Origin of the sequence: Streptomyces sp. NBC_00885 (assembly GCF_045207475.1) — a bacterium.
Taxonomy (GTDB): domain Bacteria; phylum Actinomycetota; class Actinomycetes; order Streptomycetales; family Streptomycetaceae; genus Streptomyces.
Map to the genome: position 1 here is coordinate 3,299,983 of NZ_CP108796.1, position 15,599 is coordinate 3,315,581.

The window sequence follows — 15,599 nt, forward strand, 5'->3', positions numbered from 1 at the left end:
ACCGTCCGCGAGCTCTCACGATACGTGTCCTGACTCAGTCCTTGGGCTTGAATGTGGCGAACGCCGTCTTGCGCAAGGTCTCGCACTGCGTGCTGTGCCACTCGCTCGCCTTGCACGTGATCATGATCGAGTAGCCGTGCTCGGCATCCACCTTGAAGCCCCTGTTGAGGACTCGTACCCGCTGGCCGACCTGATTGCGCTCGAACTGCCAGTCGGCGACGGTCGGATAGCCCTTGTACTGGACCGGCTTGATCCCGAGGTGCTTATAGCCGTCGCTGCTGGCGGCGGTCACCAGCCTCAATCCCTCCCAGGCAGCGGCGGCGTCGTCCGTGGGGCTGCCGTTGAAGTCGACCTGAACGCGCGGGAAGCCATCCTTCTGCAGGTTGAATATCCCGCCGGAGTTCTCGCCCGCGATGGCGGTCATCCTGAAGCCCTTGGGCATCGCCATGGTGAAGTGGAACCGCTCGTTCGAGACCATCACGTACCCTGCCGGGATTCCGTCCCGGCCCGCGGGGGCATCGGTCTTGGGCCCGCCGGACGGCTGCCCGCCCTGGCTGTCCCCGGTCCCGGTGCCGTCCTGGGGGTCGTCCTTGGCGGCGTCCTTGCCCTTGCCCCCGTCCGCGGTACCACCCGCGTCCGTGCCCTTGCCGCCGGTCACTCCGGCCGAAGTGGACTTGTCCTTGCCCGACTTGTTCTTGCTGCCCTTGTCGCCACCGCCGAGCGTCAGATAGAGCACGGTCGCCAGCACGGCGAGCGCGACGACGGCCGCGATGACCATCAGGGTGCGGCGGGGCACCACATCGGTGAGCGGCGCTCGCACCGGCGCGGGCCGGGCGGCAGGAGCCTGTGGCGCGGGCTGCGGCTTCGGTTCCGGCTTGGCGGCCGCGGCGGCGTTGCGCACGGAACGCAGCGCACCGCGCACCCGGTCGGCCGCCGGGTCCTTCTGCCTGGCCTCCGGCGGAGGCGGGGGAAGCGGCGGCAGCGCGACGACGCGGGTGGCCTCCGGCGACGGCTCGGGCTCGGCGGGCGGCTCCGGCACCTCGGGGGCGTGCAGCACCCTGGTGAGCAACGCCCGTGCGCCCGCGTCGTCGAGACGCTGATCCGGGTCCTTGGCGAGCAGACCGTAGATGACCTCCTCCAGCGGGCCCGCGTTCTTCGGCGGGTCCAGCGGCTCGGTCATCACGGCGGTCAGCGTCGCGATCGCGGAGCCCTTGTCGTACGGCGGGCAGCCCTCGACGCTCGCGTACAACAGCCCGCCCAGCGACCACAGGTCGGCGGCCGGCCCGGGCTTGTGACCGCGGGCACGCTCCGGCGAGATGTAGGAAGGCGCGCCGACGAGCATGCCGGTCGACGTGATCGACGGGTCGCCCTCGACCTGCGCGATACCGAAGTCGGTGAGCACAACGCGCCCGTCCTCGGCGATCAGCACATTGGACGGCTTCACATCGCGGTGCAGGATGCCCTCGCGGTGCGCGGAACGCAGTACGTCGAGGATCGCGAGTCCGACCTCGGCGGCCCGCCGGGGCGTCAGCGTGCCGTCCTCGCGCACGGCTTCGGCCAGGGACTTGCCCTCGACGAGCTCCATGACGATCCACGGGCGGTCGTCCTCGTCGACGACGTCGTAGACCGTCACCGCGCTGTTGTTGCGGATCCGGGCGATCGCCTTGGCCTCGCGCATGGTGCGGGTGATGAGGCGGCGCTTCTCTTCCTCGTCGATGCTGCTGGGGAAGCGCAGTTCCTTCACGGCGACGGTACGGCCGAGGGTCTCGTCGACGGCCCGCCATACGGTGCCCATCCCGCCGCGCCCGAGGACGCCGCCCAGCCGGTACCGCCCGGAGAGCAGCCGCCCCTGGGCCTCCCGCCCGGAACTCCGCCCGGCGGCAGCCGCCTTGACGGGCGCGGTTGCCGCCGACTCGGGCGCCTTGGGCTCAGAGGTCGTGGGCTTGGGGGACGTTGGCTCAGGCGCCGCGGACTCGGGCGCCTTGGGCTCAGATGCCTTGGGCTCGGTCTCCTTGGGGGACGTCGCCCGGGACGCCTTTGACGCACCGGCCCCGGACACGGCCCCGTCACCGCGGCCCGAGCCGGACCCCGGCTCTGAGTCCTGCCCAGAGGCGACCCGCCCGGAAGGCGTCACAGGCTTCTCGGCCTTCGCCGCCTTCTCCGGCTCGGCACCGGACGCCGGTTCGGCAGCCGATGCGGGCACCGCCTTGGACTCCGGCTCCGTGTCGAGCTTCTTCTCGGGATCCTGGGACTCCGGCTCGGTGTCCTGGGACTCCGGCTTGAGCTCCGTCCCGGAATCCTGCCCGGAATCCCGCTTGGGCTCCTCGGCCGTGTCCCGCTGGGGCTCCCGCGCCTGCTCCGCCTCCGACATGCGTCCCCTCTGCGATCCCTGATCTTCGCCCGCGCCTGCCGCTTCCCGCGCGATGCGGTAACCCGCCCTGGCAGAGCCCCCATTGTCCCTCACTCCGGGACCGGCGCTTCTCCCGGGTCCGCAGTCCGCCGGGACAGGTCCAGAAGCAGGGGAGCACCCACCATGCCATTACTCGCCGTGAAGCTCACCGCTTGGCTGGTCGGGGCCCTGCCCAGCCAAGCGGAACGCACCCCTCCAGCCACACTCGCCACCCCGAACCGACCCTCCGGATGGCGGATTTCCAACGGGTCGGGGGCCGAAAACAGGGTTCCGGCAGAAAGCCCGCGGGCAGCCCGCACGGACGGGCGCGGGCAAACGGGATCAGATCGGCACGATGTCCGGTGCCCCCAGCCGCGCCGCGTCCGCCGTCAGGTCGTCCGGCTGCCGCTGCGACTCGCGCTCCGCCTCCACCCGCTTCTCGTAGTGCTCGATCTCCTTCTCGATGTGCCCCTTGTCCCAGCCCAGCACCGGTGCCATCAGCTCCGCGCACTCGCGCGCACAACGCGTCCCCCGGTCGAAGGTCTCGATCGAGATCCTGGTCCGCCGCGTCAGCACGTCATCGAGGTGCCGCGCCCCTTCGTGCGATGCGGCATAGACGACCTCGGCCCGCAGATAGTCCTCCGCGCCCCCCAGCGGCTCCCCGAGCTTCGGGTCGTCGGCGATCAGCGTCAGCAGTTCCTCGATGAGCGAGCCGTACCGGTTCAACAGATGCTCCACGCGGACCACATGAAGCCCTGTCCGCGCCGCCGTCCTCGCCCGCGCGTTCCACAGCGCGCCATAGCCCTCGGCCCCGACGAGCGGGACGTTCTCCGTGACGCACGCAGCCACCCGCTGGTCGAGCGCGTGCACCGCCTCGTCCACCGCGTCCTTCGCCATCACCCGGTACGTCGTGTACTTGCCGCCCGCCACAACCACAAGGCCGGGCACCGGATGCGCCACCGTGTGCTCGCGCGACAGCTTGCTGGTCGCGTCTGACTCCCCCGCGAGCAACGGCCGCAGCCCCGCGTACACCCCCTGGACGTCATCGCGCGTCAGAGGCACCGCCAGCACGGAGTTGACGTGCTCGAGGAGATAGTCGATGTCCGCGCTGGACGCGGCCGGATGGGCCTTGTCGAGATCCCAGTCGGTGTCCGTGGTCCCCACGATCCAGTGCCGTCCCCAGGGGATGACGAACAGCACGGACTTCTCGGTCCGCAGGATCAGCCCGGTCGTCGAGTGGATCCGGTCCTTGGGCACCACCAGATGAATGCCCTTGGAAGCCCGCACATGGAACTGCCCGCGCTCCCCGATCAGCGCCTGGGTGTCGTCCGTCCACACTCCGGTCGCATTCACGACCTGCTTGGCCCGGATCTCGTACTCCCCGCCGGACTCGACGTCCTGCACCCGCGCTCCGACGACCCGCTCACCCTCCCTCAGAAAGCCGATCACCCGCGCCCGGCTGGCGACATGGGCCCCATAGCTCGCGGCCGTGCGTACCAACGTCGCCACATAGCGGGCGTCGTCCATCTGTGCGTCGTAGTACTGCAGCGCCCCGACCAGGGCGTCCTTCTTCAGACAGGGCGCTACCCGCAGCGCCTGCCGCCGCGACAGATGACGGTGGACGGGCAGTCCGCGCCCATGACCCGACGACACCGACATCGCGTCGTACAGCGCGACACCCGATCCGGCGTACAGCCGCTCCCAGCCCTTGTGCTGGAGCGGATAGAGGAACGGCACCGGCTTCACCAGATGCGGCGCCAGCCGCTCCAGCAGCAGCCCGCGCTCCTTGAGCGCCTCCCGGACGAGCGCGAAGTCCAGCATCTCCAGATAGCGCAGCCCCCCGTGGATCAGCTTGCTCGACCTGCTCGATGTGCCCGACGCCCAGTCCCGCGCCTCGACCAGACCGGTGGAGAGTCCTCTCGTCGCGGCATCCAGCGCGGTCCCTGCTCCGACCACGCCCGCGCCGACCACCAGCATGTCCAGTTCACGCTCGGCCATCTTGGCGAGCGCCTCGGCACGCTCCACCGGTCCCAGTGTCGCTGTCCTCACTGCTGCCTCCCGTCGCCCCCGTACGGCCCCTGCGATCGGGCTCACAACGTCGATTCTGTCCGCAGTCGACGACTTCAGCCACCGCCTGTGGATAACACTCGGACAGCCACGAGCACACAATGCGGCATATCGGTCATATTTACGCCTAGTGTGACATTGCGCCTGCCCGTTCTGCCCACAGGGCTTGCGCTCAATGTCTCCGCGGCTTAAAGGGAAGGACGGCCCACGCCATGCCCGCAGATCTCGCCGTCATCGGACTCGGTCAGCTCGGCCTGCCCCTCGCCCAGGCCGCCGTAGCCGTCGGCATCGAGACCATCGGCTACGACACCGACCCACGCCGGCTGCCCGAACCGGCGGCGGGATGCACTCCGGCCGACATCCGCCGCATGTTCGCCGGTGGCTTCCGGACCGTCACGGACCCGGCCGAACTCGGACGCGTACGCACCGCCGTCATCTGTGCCCCCACCCCTCCCGGAGCCGACGGGGCGCTCGATCTCACCGCCCTCGCCGAGTCCGCCCGGGCACTCGCCGCGCGGCTGCGCCCGCACACCACCGTGCTGCTCGAATCGGCGGTCCAGCCCGGCACCACGGAGACGTTCCTCCGCCCGATCCTCGAAGAGGGCTCCGGGCTGCGCGCCGGCCGCGACTTCCATCTCGCGTACTCCCCGAGCCGGGTGGACCCGGGCAGCCGCACCCACGGCTACGCCAACACCCCCAAGGTCATCGGCGGCCTCACCCCCGCATGCACCGAATCGGCCGCCGCCTTCTACGGACGCCTCACCGACAAGGTCGTCCGCGCGCGCGGGCCGCGCGAGGCCGAGACCGTCAAGGTCCTCGAAACGAACTTCCGTCACGTCAACATCGCCCTGGTCAACGAGATGGCCGTGCTCTGCCACGACCTGGGCGTGGACCTCTGGGACGTCATCCGCTGCGCCGAGACCAAGCCCTTCGGCTTCCAGGCCTTCCGCCCGGGCCCGGGCGTCGGCGGCCACGGCGTCCCCCTGGACCCGGGCCTCGTCCCACCCTCCGGCCGCGGTTCGGGCCACCCCCTGCGGATGGTCGGCCTCGCCCAGGAAATCAACACCCGCATGCCGCAGTACGTCATCCAGCGCTGCGCCACGCTCCTCAACGAACACGGCAAATCGGCCCGCGGCGCGCGCGTGCTGCTCCTCGGTATCACCTACAAGCCGGACCTCCCCGACCTGGAAGCCTCCCCGGCCACCGAGATCGCCCGCCGTCTGATGGACCTGGGCGCGGCCGTCAGCTATCACGACCCGTACGTCCCCGACTGGCGGGTCCGCGAACTCCCCGTCCCCCGCGCGGACTCGCTCTACGAGGCTGCCGCCAGCGCGGATCTGACGGTGCTGCTCCAGCACCACCGCACGTACGACCTGCAGGGCCTGGCCGTCAAGGCCCAACTCCTCCTGGACACAAGGGGAGCCACCCCGGCCGGGGCCGCGCACCGCCTCTGAGCCCCCAACAGCGGCATTCCAACAGCTCGATAACGCAGTGCCGCACTGTCCTACCGGACTGCTAGTCTCCGGGATCTCCGCCCGCACACTCGTGCGAGGCCTTCGTCCCTGGGGGGAAATTCCAGATGAGCCAGCCTGTTCCACCGTCGTCCGGCAACCCGTTCGCCGGCGGCGACGCCGCCCCGTACGCCCCAACTCCGCCTCCCGCGCCCGTCCGTGACAACGTCGGCGTCGGCATCGTCGTCGCCGTCGTCGCCGCACTGGTCGGCGCGGGTGCGTACGGCGCTCTCAGCGGCGCCATCGAGCGCGAGATCGGCTACGCGGCCATCGGCGTCGGCTTCCTCATCGGCTTCGCCGCCGCCAAGGCCGGCGGCCGCAACCCGGCGCTGCCCGTCGTCAGCGCGCTGCTCGCGCTCCCCGCCGTGTACTTGGGTCAGTTGATCGGGGGCGCTGTCGTCGTCGCCAAGCTGACGGACGCCGCCTTCCTGGACGTATTCATCGACAGGTTCGATCTGCTGACCGACGCGTGGAGCAAGTCGGCGGACGGCATGACGTATGTCTTCCTCGCCATCGGCGCCGTCGCCGCTTTCGGTGGCGCCAAGAAGGCCAACGGCTGAGGCCGACGGCTGAGGCCGACGGCTGATCCGGACAAACGGAGAGGGGCCCCGCACCACCCGGTGCGGGGCCCCTTTCGTACGCGGCGGATTCAGCGGCGGTGCTGCGAGTCGGCCACCGTCACCTCGACGCGCTGGAACTCCTTGAGCTCGCTGTAGCCCGTCGTCGCCATCGCACGGCGCAGCGCGCCGAAGAAGTTCATCGAACCGTCGGGGCTGTGCGAAGGACCGGTGAGGACCTCCTCGGTCGTGCCCACGATGCCCAGGTCCACCAGCTTGCCGCGCGGCACGTCCTCGTGGACCGCCTCCATGCCCCAGTGGTGCCCGCGGCCCGGCGCGTCCGTCGCGCGGGCGAGCGGGGAGCCGATCATCACGGCGTCCGCGCCGCACGCGATCGCCTTCGGCAGGTCGCCGGACCAGCCCACGCCGCCGTCCGCGATGACATGCACATACCGGCCGCCGGACTCGTCCATGTAGTCCCGGCGTGCCGCGGCCACATCGGCCACCGCTGTCGCCATCGGGACCTGGATACCCAGGACATTGCGCGTGGTGTGCGCGGCGCCGCCGCCGAAGCCGACCAGGACGCCCGCGGCGCCCGTACGCATCAGATGCAGCGCGGCCGTGTACGTGGCACAGCCGCCCACGATGACCGGTACGTCGAGCTCGTAGATGAACTGCTTCAGGTTCAGCGGCTCGGCCGCGCCCGAGACGTGCTCGGCCGAGACCGTCGTACCGCGGATGACGAAGATGTCCACACCGGCGTCGACAACGGCCTTGGAGAACTGAGCGGTGCGCTGCGGCGAGAGCGCGGCGGCGGTCACCACACCCGAGTCGCGCACCTCCTTGATCCGCTGCCCGATCAGCTCCTCCTTGATCGGGGCGGCGTAGATCTCCTGCAGACGACGGGTCGCGGCGGCCTCGTCCAGCTCGGAGATCTCGTCGAGCAGCGGCTGCGGGTCCTCGTAGCGGGTCCACAGGCCTTCGAGGTTCAGTACGCCCAGACCGCCCAGCTCACCGATGCGGATCGCGGTCTGCGGGGAGACCACCGAGTCCATCGGAGCGGCCAGGAAGGGCAGCTCGAAGCGGTAGGCGTCGATCTGCCAGGCGATCGAGACCTCCTTCGGGTCCCGGGTGCGCCGGCTCGGTACGACGGCGATGTCATCGAACGCGTACGCCCGGCGGCCGCGCTTGCCGCGCCCGATCTCGATCTCAGTCACGATGTGTGGCCTCTCCCTCTACGTCTGCGCCTACCAGTATCCCCGACGCACACGTCAGGGGCGGTCCCGGGAATCCCCGGGACCGCCCCTGATCACGCGTGGACTACTTCCTGCTGTAGTTCGGCGCCTCGACCGTCATCTGGATGTCGTGCGGGTGGCTCTCCTTGAGCCCCGCCGAAGTGATCCGCACGAAGCGGCCCTTGCGCTCCATCTCGTCGACGGCGGCCGCCCCGACGTAGCCCATGGTCTGGCGCAGACCGCCGACCAGCTGGTGGAGCACCGCCGACAGCGGTCCGCGGTAGGGCACCTGGCCCTCGATGCCCTCGGGGACGAGCTTGTCGTCGGAGGCCACCTCGGCCTGGAAGTAGCGGTCCTTGGAGTACGAGCGGCCCTGGCCGCGCGACTGCATGGCGCCGAGCGAGCCCATGCCGCGGTAGGACTTGAACTGCTTGCCGTTGATGAAGAGCAGTTCGCCCGGGGACTCCTCGCAGCCCGCGAGGAGACTGCCCAGCATGACCGTGTCGGCGCCGGCGGCAAGCGCCTTGCCGATGTCGCCGGAGTACTGCAGGCCGCCGTCACCGATGACCGGAACGCCCGCCGCCCGCGCGGCCAGCGCCGCCTCGTAGATCGCCGTGACCTGCGGGACACCGATACCGGCGACCACTCGGGTCGTACAGATGGAGCCCGGGCCGACACCGACCTTGACGCCGTCCACACCGGCGTCGATCAGGGCCTGGGCACCGTCACGGGTCGCCACATTGCCGCCGATGATGTCGACGCCCACGCTCGACTTGATCTTCGCCATCCAGTTGAGGGCGTTGCTGTTGTGCCCGTGCGAGGTGTCGACGATGAGGAAGTCGGCGCCCGCCCCGGCCAGCGCCTGGGCCCTCTCCAGGGCCTCCGGGCTGGCACCCACCGCCGCGCCGACGAGCAGACGGCCCTCGGAGTCCTTCGCCGCATGGGGGTACTGCTCGGCCTTGACGAAGTCCTTGACCGTGATCAGGCCCTTGAGGATGCCCGCGTCGTCGACCAGCGGAAGCTTCTCGATCTTGTGGCGGCGCAGCAGCTCCATGGCGTCCACGCCGGAGATGCCGACCTTGCCGGTGACCAGCGGCATCGGGGTCATGACCTCGCGCACCTGGCGCGTACGGACGGTCTCGAAAGCCATGTCGCGGTTGGTGACGATGCCGAGCAGCTTGCCCGCGGCGTCGGTGACCGGCACGCCGCTGATACGGAACTTGGCGCACAGGGCGTCGGCCTCGGCGAGCGTGGCGTCGGGGTGCACCGTGATCGGGTCGGTGACCATTCCGGACTCGGAACGCTTGACCAGGTCGACCTGGTTCACCTGATCCTCGATGGACAGATTGCGGTGCAGCACGCCCACGCCGCCCTGGCGCGCCATGGCGATCGCCATCCGCGATTCGGTGACTTTGTCCATCGCCGCGGAGAGCAGCGGGATGTTCACCCGGACGTTCCTGGAGACACGGGACGAGGTGTCGACCGCGTTCGGAAGTACTTCCGAAGCACCCGGCAACAGCAGCACATCGTCGTAGGTCAGCCCGAGTGTCGCGAATTTATCGGGCACTCCGTCGACGTTGGTCATGACACCTTCCCCAAATGGCCTTGATCGGTGCGGATGTCCATGCTAACGGGCCCGGAAGCCGTCTCATTCCACGATCAAGATCGTCGAACAGCTTTGTGTGTTCATACGTGCGCGAGATGCCGTACGACTCACCGCTCGGCTCACTGTTCGGCCAGGGCGCGCAACCGGCTGAGAGCGCGGTGCTGCGCGACCCGTACCGCGCCGGGTGACATGCCCAGCATCTGCCCGGTCTCCTCGGCGGTCAGCCCGACCGCGACCCGCAGCACCAGCAGCTCGCGCTGGTTCTCCGGAAGGTTGGCGAGGAGCCTCTTGGCCCATTCGGCGTCGTCGCTGAGCAGCGCGCGCTCCTCGGGGCCGAGGGAGTCGTCGGGCCGCTCGGGCATCTCGTCGGAGGGCACCGCCGTCGATCCCGGATGCCGCATGGCGGCCCGCTGCAGATCGGCGACCTTGTGCGACGCGATGGCGAAGACGAAGGCCTCGAAGGGCCTTCCGGTGTCCTTGTAGCGCGGCAGCGCCATCAGAACCGCGACGCAGACCTCCTGTGCGAGGTCCTCCACGAAATGACGCGCATCGCCGGGCAGCCGGCTGAGCCGGGTGCGGCAATAGCGAAGTGCGAGCGGATGGACGCACGCAAGAAGATCGTGCGTGGCCTGCTCGTCGCCATCGACGGCACGGTGAACGAGTGCACCGATCACCGTGGTCTCGTCGTCGCGCATCGGTCCATGGTGCCTTGGCGGCTGAGCATCCGTGGCACTGCGTCCAATGTTGTGCACCGAAGCGTTATGAGCAGGTGCGCCGGAACTCATCTCCTGCGCCCTCCCCTCCCGCTCGACCGACTCGTCCCCGAGGAACTCCACCCCTCAAGGATGCGGCATCGCGAGGGAAACGGATGCCCGCGGTCATCCGTCGCCCCGCCCACCCGGCGGCGGGCGGGGTTCATCGTGCCCCCGCGACAGCCCACCCGTCCGCCTAGCGGACCAGGCCCCAGCGGAATCCGAGCGCGACGGCGTGCGCCCGGTCCGAGGCGCCGAGCTTCTTGAAAAGCCGCCTTGCGTGGGTCTTCACGGTGTCCTCGGAGAGGAAGAGCTCCCGGCCGATCTCGGCGTTCGACCGGCCGTGGCTCATACCTTCGAGCACCTGGATCTCACGCGCGGTGAGGGTGGGTGCCGCGCCCATTTCGGCCGAACGCAGCCGCCGCGGGGCGAGCCGCCAGGTCGGGTCGGCGAGCGCCTGGGTGACCGTGGCCCGCAGTTCGGCCCGCGATGCGTCCTTGTGCAGATAGCCGCGGGCACCGGCGGCGACCGCGAGCGCGACACCGTCCAGGTCCTCGGCGACGGTGAGCATGATGATCCGGGCGCCCGGGTCCGCGGACAGCAGCCGGCGGACGGTCTCGACACCGCCGAGTCCGGGCATGCGTACGTCCATCAGAATCAGGTCCGAGCGGTCGGCGCCCCAGCGGCGGAGCACTTCCTCGCCGTTGGCTGCGGTCGTCACGCGCTCGACGCCGGGTACGGTCGCAACCGCCCGGCGGAGCGCCTCTCGGGCAAGCGGGGAGTCGTCGCAGACGAGGACGGATGTCATGGCCGCCCTCCGCAGCTGATGCGCGTCACCTTGAGCCTCCAGGCTGGGTACGTTTCGTCACCTGTGCGGTTGAACGCTCTCGGACATGTGCCCTAGCGCTTGTTCTTTCAACCGCCTCCGCACTCTCAACGACGGTCACTCGAAAGAGTTACGGGTCGGACTCCCGCCTTCAGCACTCTATGTGAGGGGCCGTGCGCGGAGGAGAGCACTGCAGGTGATGGAGCGTTTCGCCTGGAAGCTATGCCCCATTTAGCTGCTTTTCTTCCCTTTTTGTGGTGTCTGTAGCTAGATTCGCAATGAGTCATATTTACATCTACTTACACAGGAGATGTACGGTCGTGAGGCACACGCGGGTGCCGGACGGGTGCCGGATACGGCTCGGATCCCGCTCCGGATCCTGCCCGCATCCCGCTCGTGCGCTACCTGACCTGTATCCACTCAGCACGGTTTCAAGGGGACATGCGCTATGGCAGATTTCTCCCGCCTTCCCGGACCCAACGCCGATTTGTGGGACTGGCAGCTCCTCGCAGCCTGCCGCGGGGTGGACAGTTCGCTCTTCTTCCACCCCGAGGGCGAGCGGGGAGCCGCACGAAGTGCGCGCGAGAACTCGGCGAAAGAGGTCTGCATGAGGTGCCCGGTACGAGCGGAGTGCGCGGCGCACGCGCTGGCGGTGCGGGAGCCGTACGGCGTGTGGGGTGGACTGACGGAGGACGAGCGGGAGGAGCTGATGGGGCGTGCGCGACATCGCCTGATCCCGGCGACCAGCGTGAGCGGGCCGGCGCGGAGCTGACGCCCGCGCCGGGAGAAGTTCGAAGAAACGTTCCTGCACCACCCCCGTCCGGCTCTCCGGCGGGGGTGGTCCGGTCAGCGCAGTGCGGCCAGGGCGAGCTGATCGAGCGTGGCGGCGACCGCCGGGACCTGGGCCAGGTCCGGCAGTGTGAGCGCGACGATCTCGCGCTGGACGGACGGCTCCACGGTGACCGTCCGTGCACCCTTCAGCCGTACGGACTCCATCGCGAGTCCGGGCAGCACCGCCACGCCGAGACCTGCGGCGACCAGGCCGATCACGGCCGGATGGTCGTCGGTGGCGAAGTCGATCCGGGGCGTGAAGCCGGCCTCCTCGCAGACCTCGACGAGCTGGCGGCGACAGCGCGGACAGCCCGCGATCCAGGACTCGTCGGCGAGATCGGCGATGGCCACGGCATCGGCGCCGGCCAGCCGGTGCCCCTCGGGGACAAGGCCGACGAGGCGGTCGACGAGCAGGGGCCGGACGACCAGGTCGTCCCATTCCGCGGCCGCAGCGCCGTACCGGAAGGCGAGCGCCACATCGCAGTCGCCCTCGCGCAGCATCTCCACCGAACGCGGCGGCTCCGCCTCGACGAGCGAGACCCGGGTGCCCGGATGGGCCGCGCGCAGCGCGGCGAGCGCGGTCGGTACGAGCGTGGAACTGCCGCTGGGGAACGACACGAGCCGCACCCGGCCCGCCCGCAGGCCGGCGATGGCGGCGATCTCCTCCTCGGCGGCGGTCAGCCCGGCAAGGATGCCGGAGGCGTGGCGTACGAGAACTTCACCCGCCTGGGTCAGCCGCGTCTCACGACCCGTACGGACCAGCAGCGGGGTGCCCGCGGATGCTTCGAGTGCCCTCATCTGCTGGCTGACGGCCGGCTGGGTGCAGCCCAGCCGGCGCGCGGCCGCGGAGAACGAGCCGGTGGCGGCCACTGCGCGCAGAACTCTCAGATGACGGGCTTCGATCATCCTCCGAATATAAGCGAGGCTTGGAGGGGAGCCTTCTTTTCGATTGGTTCCTTTGGGAGTGGGGGTTAGCGTGTTGTCCATGAAGCTTCTGACCGTGAATGTGGGCCGGCCGAAGATCGTCGAGTACACCGACACACCGGGCGGCGCGACCGGCATCGACAAACAGCCGGTGGCGGGAGCCGTGCGGGTGAGCGACCCCGGCCCCAAGGGCGAGGGGGCCGGCGGTGTCGCGGGGGACGCGGTCTGCGATCTGCGCCACCACGGCGGCACCGACCAGGCGGTGTACGCGTTCGCGCGTGAGGATCTCGACGTCTGGGAGCGGGAGTTGGGGCGGCCTCTCGGCAACGGCGCGTTCGGCGAGAACCTCACCACGAGCGGGCTCGACGTGAGCGGGGCGAAGATCGGCGAGCGCTGGCGGATCGGCGGCGAGCTGGTGCTCGAAGTGACGAGCGCCCGCATTCCGTGTCGTACGTTCGCGAGCTGGCTGGGCGAGAAGGGCTGGGTCAAGCGCTTCACGCAGCAGGGCGCGCCCGGAGCGTATCTGCGCGTCGTCGAGCCCGGCGAGATCCGCGCGGGCGACCCGATCGAGATCGTGCACCGGCCGGACCACGAGGTGACGGTCCACATGGCGTTCCGGGCCGAGACCACCGAGCGGACCCTGCTGCCCGAGGTGCTCGCGGCGGGCGACGCGCTCCACCCCGAACTGCTCAGGGCCGCACGGGAGTACGTCGCCAAGCAGAGCGCGTAGCGCCGGTCTCCGAGCGCGGCGGGCACGGTGGACGCGTACGCCACGCCCGAACACGGGGCACTAACGTGCCGCCTATGACGACTGCACTGATTACGGGAGCGACCGCGGGGATCGGCGCCGCGTTCGCGCGGCGGCTCGCGGCCGAGGGACACAACCTGGTGCTGGTGGCCCGCGACACCGCGCGGCTGCAGGAGCAGGCCACCGAACTGCATGACCGGCACGGCATCGAGGCGGAGGTGCTGACCGCCGACCTGTCGCAGGACGAGGGCATCGCGGCGGTCGAGAAGCGGCTGGCCCACCGTACGGATCCGGTGGATCTGCTGGTCAACAACGCCGGGTTCGGGAACAAGGGGCGCTTTCTGGAAGTGTCCATGGCCGATGAGTTGACGATGCTGAAGGTGCACTGCGAGGCGGTGCTGCGGCTCACGGCGGCGGCGACCGGGGCGATGCGGGAGCGCGGGCGGGGCGGCGTGGTGAATGTGGCATCGGTGGCCGCGTTCGTGCCGCGCGGGACCTATGGCGCGTCGAAGGCGTGGGTCGTGCAGTTCACGCAGGGTGCCGCGCGGGATCTGGCGGGGTCGGGGGTGCGGCTGATGGTGCTCTGCCCCGGTTTCGTACGCACCGAATTCCATGAGCGCGCCGGAATGGGCACCGACAACATCCCCCGCTGGATGTGGCTCGACGCGGACAAGCTGGTGGCGGCCGCGCTGGGGGATCTGGCACGCGGCAAGTCGCTGTCGATTCCGGACCCTCGCTACAAGGCGCTGATGGGTGTGGTGAAACTGGCGCCGCGCGGGCTGATCGGCGGGGTCACGTCCAGGACAGGCCGCAAGTACGGTCCGCAGTAGGGGCCCGGCGTGGCTGGCGGCTGCCGTCCGGCCGGCGGATGCGGCGGATGGGGACGCGGCGGATGCGGACGGCGGCCCCGGGAGTCGCGGCCAAAGGGAGCCGTGTGCTCCTTCTCGCCGGTGATACGGCCGTCCGCCCAGGTCGGCCTCGTCGTTCGCCCAGTGACCTCAAGCGGCTTACGAGGAGCTCGAGTTCCACCATGGACCACGCCACCGACCATCGCCCGGCGAACGACCCCGGTGCCGAACGCCCCGTCCCCGCCGAACGCGCCACGGAACGCCGCACGATGCGCTCCGCGCAGCGCCCCGCCGTCCTCCTCGCCATGGGCCCCGGCATCGCCGAGCGCCTGTTCGCCGACCGCCATCGCGACCGCCTCACCACGCTCGCCCGCAGCGATCCGCGGCTGATCGCCCACGACCTCGCCGCCCCCACACCCGCCGTCGCCGCCGCCCTCGCCGAGGCGGATGTCCTGTTCACCTGCTGGGGCGCCACCCCGCTGACTCCCAAAGTCCTCGAGCGGGCACCGCGTCTGCGCGCGGTCGTGCACGCGGCGGGCTCCGTCAAGCACCACATCACCGACGCCTGCTGGGAGCGCGGCATCGCGGTCACCTCCGCCGCCGCCGCCAACGCCCTGCCCGTCGCCGAGTACACGCTCGCCGCGATCCTCCTCGCCGGCAAGTACGTCCTGCGCTCGGCGCAGCGCTACGAGGAACTGCGCGCCGGCTACGACTGGCGGCGTGAACTCGACAGCGCGGGCAACTACCGCCGCACGGTGGGTATCGTCGGAGCATCCAGGATCGGCCGTCGCGTCCTCGAGCTCCTGCGCCCCTTCGATCTGCAGGTCCTGCTCCACGACCCGTATGTCACCGCCGCCGATGCGGCCGCACTGGGCGTCGTCCCCACCGGCCTCGACGAGCTCTGCGGCCGCAGCGACATCGTCACCATCCACGCCCCGCAGCTCCCGGCCACCCACCACCTGCTCGACGCGCGCCGCCTCGCGCTGCTGCCGGACGGGGCGACCCTGATCAACACCGCGCGCGGCTCGCTGATCGACGAGCAGGCGCTGCTCGCGGAGCTGGTGTCGGGCCGACTGCATGCCGTACTCGACGTCACCGACCCCGAAGTGCCGCCCGCCGACTCGCCGTTGTACACCCTGCCGAACGTCCTGCTGACCCCGCACATCGCGGGCTCACTGGGCAATGAACTCCACCGTTTGACGGACCGGGCCCTCGACGAACTGGAGCGGTTCGCGGCCGGACTGCCCTTCGCGGACCCGGTGCATCCGGGGACCCTGAATCACTCCGCCTGAACCGGCACTATCC

Annotated in this window: 13 protein-coding genes; 6 read left to right on the top strand and 7 right to left on the bottom strand. The window is 70.2% G+C overall.

Features of this window, described 5'->3' with window-relative positions; translation table 11 throughout:
• Positions 1-34 precede the first annotated feature (34 nt).
• Together OHA61_RS14585 and OHA61_RS14590 are read right to left on the bottom strand one after the other, a co-directional pair.
• Positions 35-2,371 (bottom strand): protein kinase domain-containing protein, encoded by a 2,337-nt coding sequence (locus OHA61_RS14585; RefSeq protein WP_406303414.1) that lies wholly within the window; start codon positions 2,369-2,371, stop codon positions 35-37.
• Between the two features lie 360 nt (positions 2,372-2,731).
• A complete protein-coding gene (locus OHA61_RS14590) occupies positions 2,732-4,438 on the bottom strand; it encodes a glycerol-3-phosphate dehydrogenase/oxidase (RefSeq protein ID WP_406303415.1) in 1,707 nt (568 codons plus the stop codon).
• A 230-nt stretch (positions 4,439-4,668) separates the two neighbouring features.
• Between OHA61_RS14590 and OHA61_RS14595 the strand changes: the two genes are divergently transcribed.
• Both OHA61_RS14595 and OHA61_RS14600 read left to right on the top strand, forming a co-directional pair.
• Complete coding sequence (locus OHA61_RS14595) at positions 4,669-5,910, top strand: nucleotide sugar dehydrogenase (RefSeq protein WP_406303416.1); 1,242 nt, start codon at positions 4,669-4,671, stop codon at positions 5,908-5,910.
• 125 nt (positions 5,911-6,035) lie between these two features.
• Positions 6,036-6,527: a hypothetical protein gene (locus OHA61_RS14600; RefSeq protein WP_406303417.1), complete on the top strand. Its 492-nt coding sequence runs from the start codon at positions 6,036-6,038 to the stop codon at positions 6,525-6,527.
• An 89-nt stretch (positions 6,528-6,616) separates the two neighbouring features.
• Here the strand turns inward: OHA61_RS14600 and OHA61_RS14605 are convergent, their stop codons facing one another.
• The 4 genes from OHA61_RS14605 to OHA61_RS14620 form a co-directional block, all read right to left on the bottom strand.
• Positions 6,617-7,741, bottom strand: a complete 1,125-nt coding sequence (locus tag OHA61_RS14605; protein ID WP_324983301.1) for a GuaB3 family IMP dehydrogenase-related protein — start codon at positions 7,739-7,741, stop codon at positions 6,617-6,619.
• Positions 7,742-7,844: 103 nt separating this feature from the next.
• Positions 7,845-9,344 (bottom strand): IMP dehydrogenase, encoded by a 1,500-nt coding sequence (gene guaB, locus OHA61_RS14610; protein ID WP_361906834.1) that lies wholly within the window; start codon positions 9,342-9,344, stop codon positions 7,845-7,847.
• Between the two features lie 140 nt (positions 9,345-9,484).
• The gene (locus OHA61_RS14615; protein ID WP_266486661.1) at positions 9,485-10,060 is read right to left on the bottom strand and encodes a sigma-70 family RNA polymerase sigma factor; all 576 of its coding nucleotides are present in this window, start codon (positions 10,058-10,060) and stop codon (positions 9,485-9,487) included.
• Between the two features lie 253 nt (positions 10,061-10,313).
• On the bottom strand, positions 10,314-10,925 hold the full coding sequence (locus tag OHA61_RS14620) for a response regulator transcription factor (protein ID WP_003948568.1): 612 nt from the start codon (positions 10,923-10,925) through the stop codon (positions 10,314-10,316).
• A 466-nt stretch (positions 10,926-11,391) separates the two neighbouring features.
• On the opposite strand from OHA61_RS14620, the gene OHA61_RS14625 reads away from it, so the two are divergent.
• On the top strand, positions 11,392-11,715 hold the full coding sequence (locus OHA61_RS14625; protein WP_324983294.1) for a WhiB family transcriptional regulator: 324 nt from the start codon (positions 11,392-11,394) through the stop codon (positions 11,713-11,715).
• Positions 11,716-11,789: 74 nt separating this feature from the next.
• On the opposite strand, the gene OHA61_RS14630 is transcribed toward OHA61_RS14625, so the two are convergent.
• A complete protein-coding gene (locus tag OHA61_RS14630; protein WP_406303418.1) occupies positions 11,790-12,680 on the bottom strand; it encodes a LysR family transcriptional regulator in 891 nt (296 codons plus the stop codon).
• A gap of 79 nt (positions 12,681-12,759) precedes the next feature.
• On the opposite strand from OHA61_RS14630, the gene OHA61_RS14635 reads away from it, so the two are divergent.
• From OHA61_RS14635 to OHA61_RS14645, 3 genes are all read left to right on the top strand, one after another.
• Positions 12,760-13,428 (top strand): MOSC domain-containing protein, encoded by a 669-nt coding sequence (locus tag OHA61_RS14635; RefSeq protein ID WP_406303419.1) that lies wholly within the window; start codon positions 12,760-12,762, stop codon positions 13,426-13,428.
• Positions 13,429-13,502: 74 nt separating this feature from the next.
• Positions 13,503-14,276, top strand: coding sequence for an SDR family NAD(P)-dependent oxidoreductase (locus tag OHA61_RS14640; RefSeq protein WP_406303420.1), 774 nt, complete (start codon positions 13,503-13,505; stop codon positions 14,274-14,276).
• A 287-nt stretch (positions 14,277-14,563) separates the two neighbouring features.
• Complete coding sequence (locus OHA61_RS14645; RefSeq protein WP_406307364.1) at positions 14,564-15,586, top strand: hydroxyacid dehydrogenase; 1,023 nt, start codon at positions 14,564-14,566, stop codon at positions 15,584-15,586.
• Positions 15,587-15,599: the final 13 nt, after the last annotated feature.

Bases quoted from the DNA above. Each gene is read 5' to 3' on its own strand.
- OHA61_RS14615 (WP_266486661.1), bottom strand. From the start codon at position 10,060: ATGCGCGACGACGAGACCACGGTGATCGGTGCACTCGTTCACCGTGCC.
- guaB (WP_361906834.1), bottom strand. From the start codon at position 9,344: ATGACCAACGTCGACGGAGTGCCCGATAAATTCGCGACACTCGGGCTG.
- OHA61_RS14645 (WP_406307364.1), top strand. From the start codon at position 14,564: ATGCGCTCCGCGCAGCGCCCCGCCGTCCTCCTCGCCATGGGCCCCGGC.
- OHA61_RS14635 (WP_406303419.1), top strand. From the start codon at position 12,760: ATGAAGCTTCTGACCGTGAATGTGGGCCGGCCGAAGATCGTCGAGTAC.
- OHA61_RS14630 (WP_406303418.1), bottom strand. From the start codon at position 12,680: ATGATCGAAGCCCGTCATCTGAGAGTTCTGCGCGCAGTGGCCGCCACC.
- OHA61_RS14640 (WP_406303420.1), top strand. From the start codon at position 13,503: ATGACGACTGCACTGATTACGGGAGCGACCGCGGGGATCGGCGCCGCG.
- OHA61_RS14600 (WP_406303417.1), top strand. From the start codon at position 6,036: ATGAGCCAGCCTGTTCCACCGTCGTCCGGCAACCCGTTCGCCGGCGGC.
- OHA61_RS14585 (WP_406303414.1), bottom strand. From the start codon at position 2,371: ATGTCGGAGGCGGAGCAGGCGCGGGAGCCCCAGCGGGACACGGCCGAG.
- OHA61_RS14620 (WP_003948568.1), bottom strand. From the start codon at position 10,925: ATGACATCCGTCCTCGTCTGCGACGACTCCCCGCTTGCCCGAGAGGCG.
- OHA61_RS14625 (WP_324983294.1), top strand. From the start codon at position 11,392: ATGGCAGATTTCTCCCGCCTTCCCGGACCCAACGCCGATTTGTGGGAC.
- OHA61_RS14595 (WP_406303416.1), top strand. From the start codon at position 4,669: ATGCCCGCAGATCTCGCCGTCATCGGACTCGGTCAGCTCGGCCTGCCC.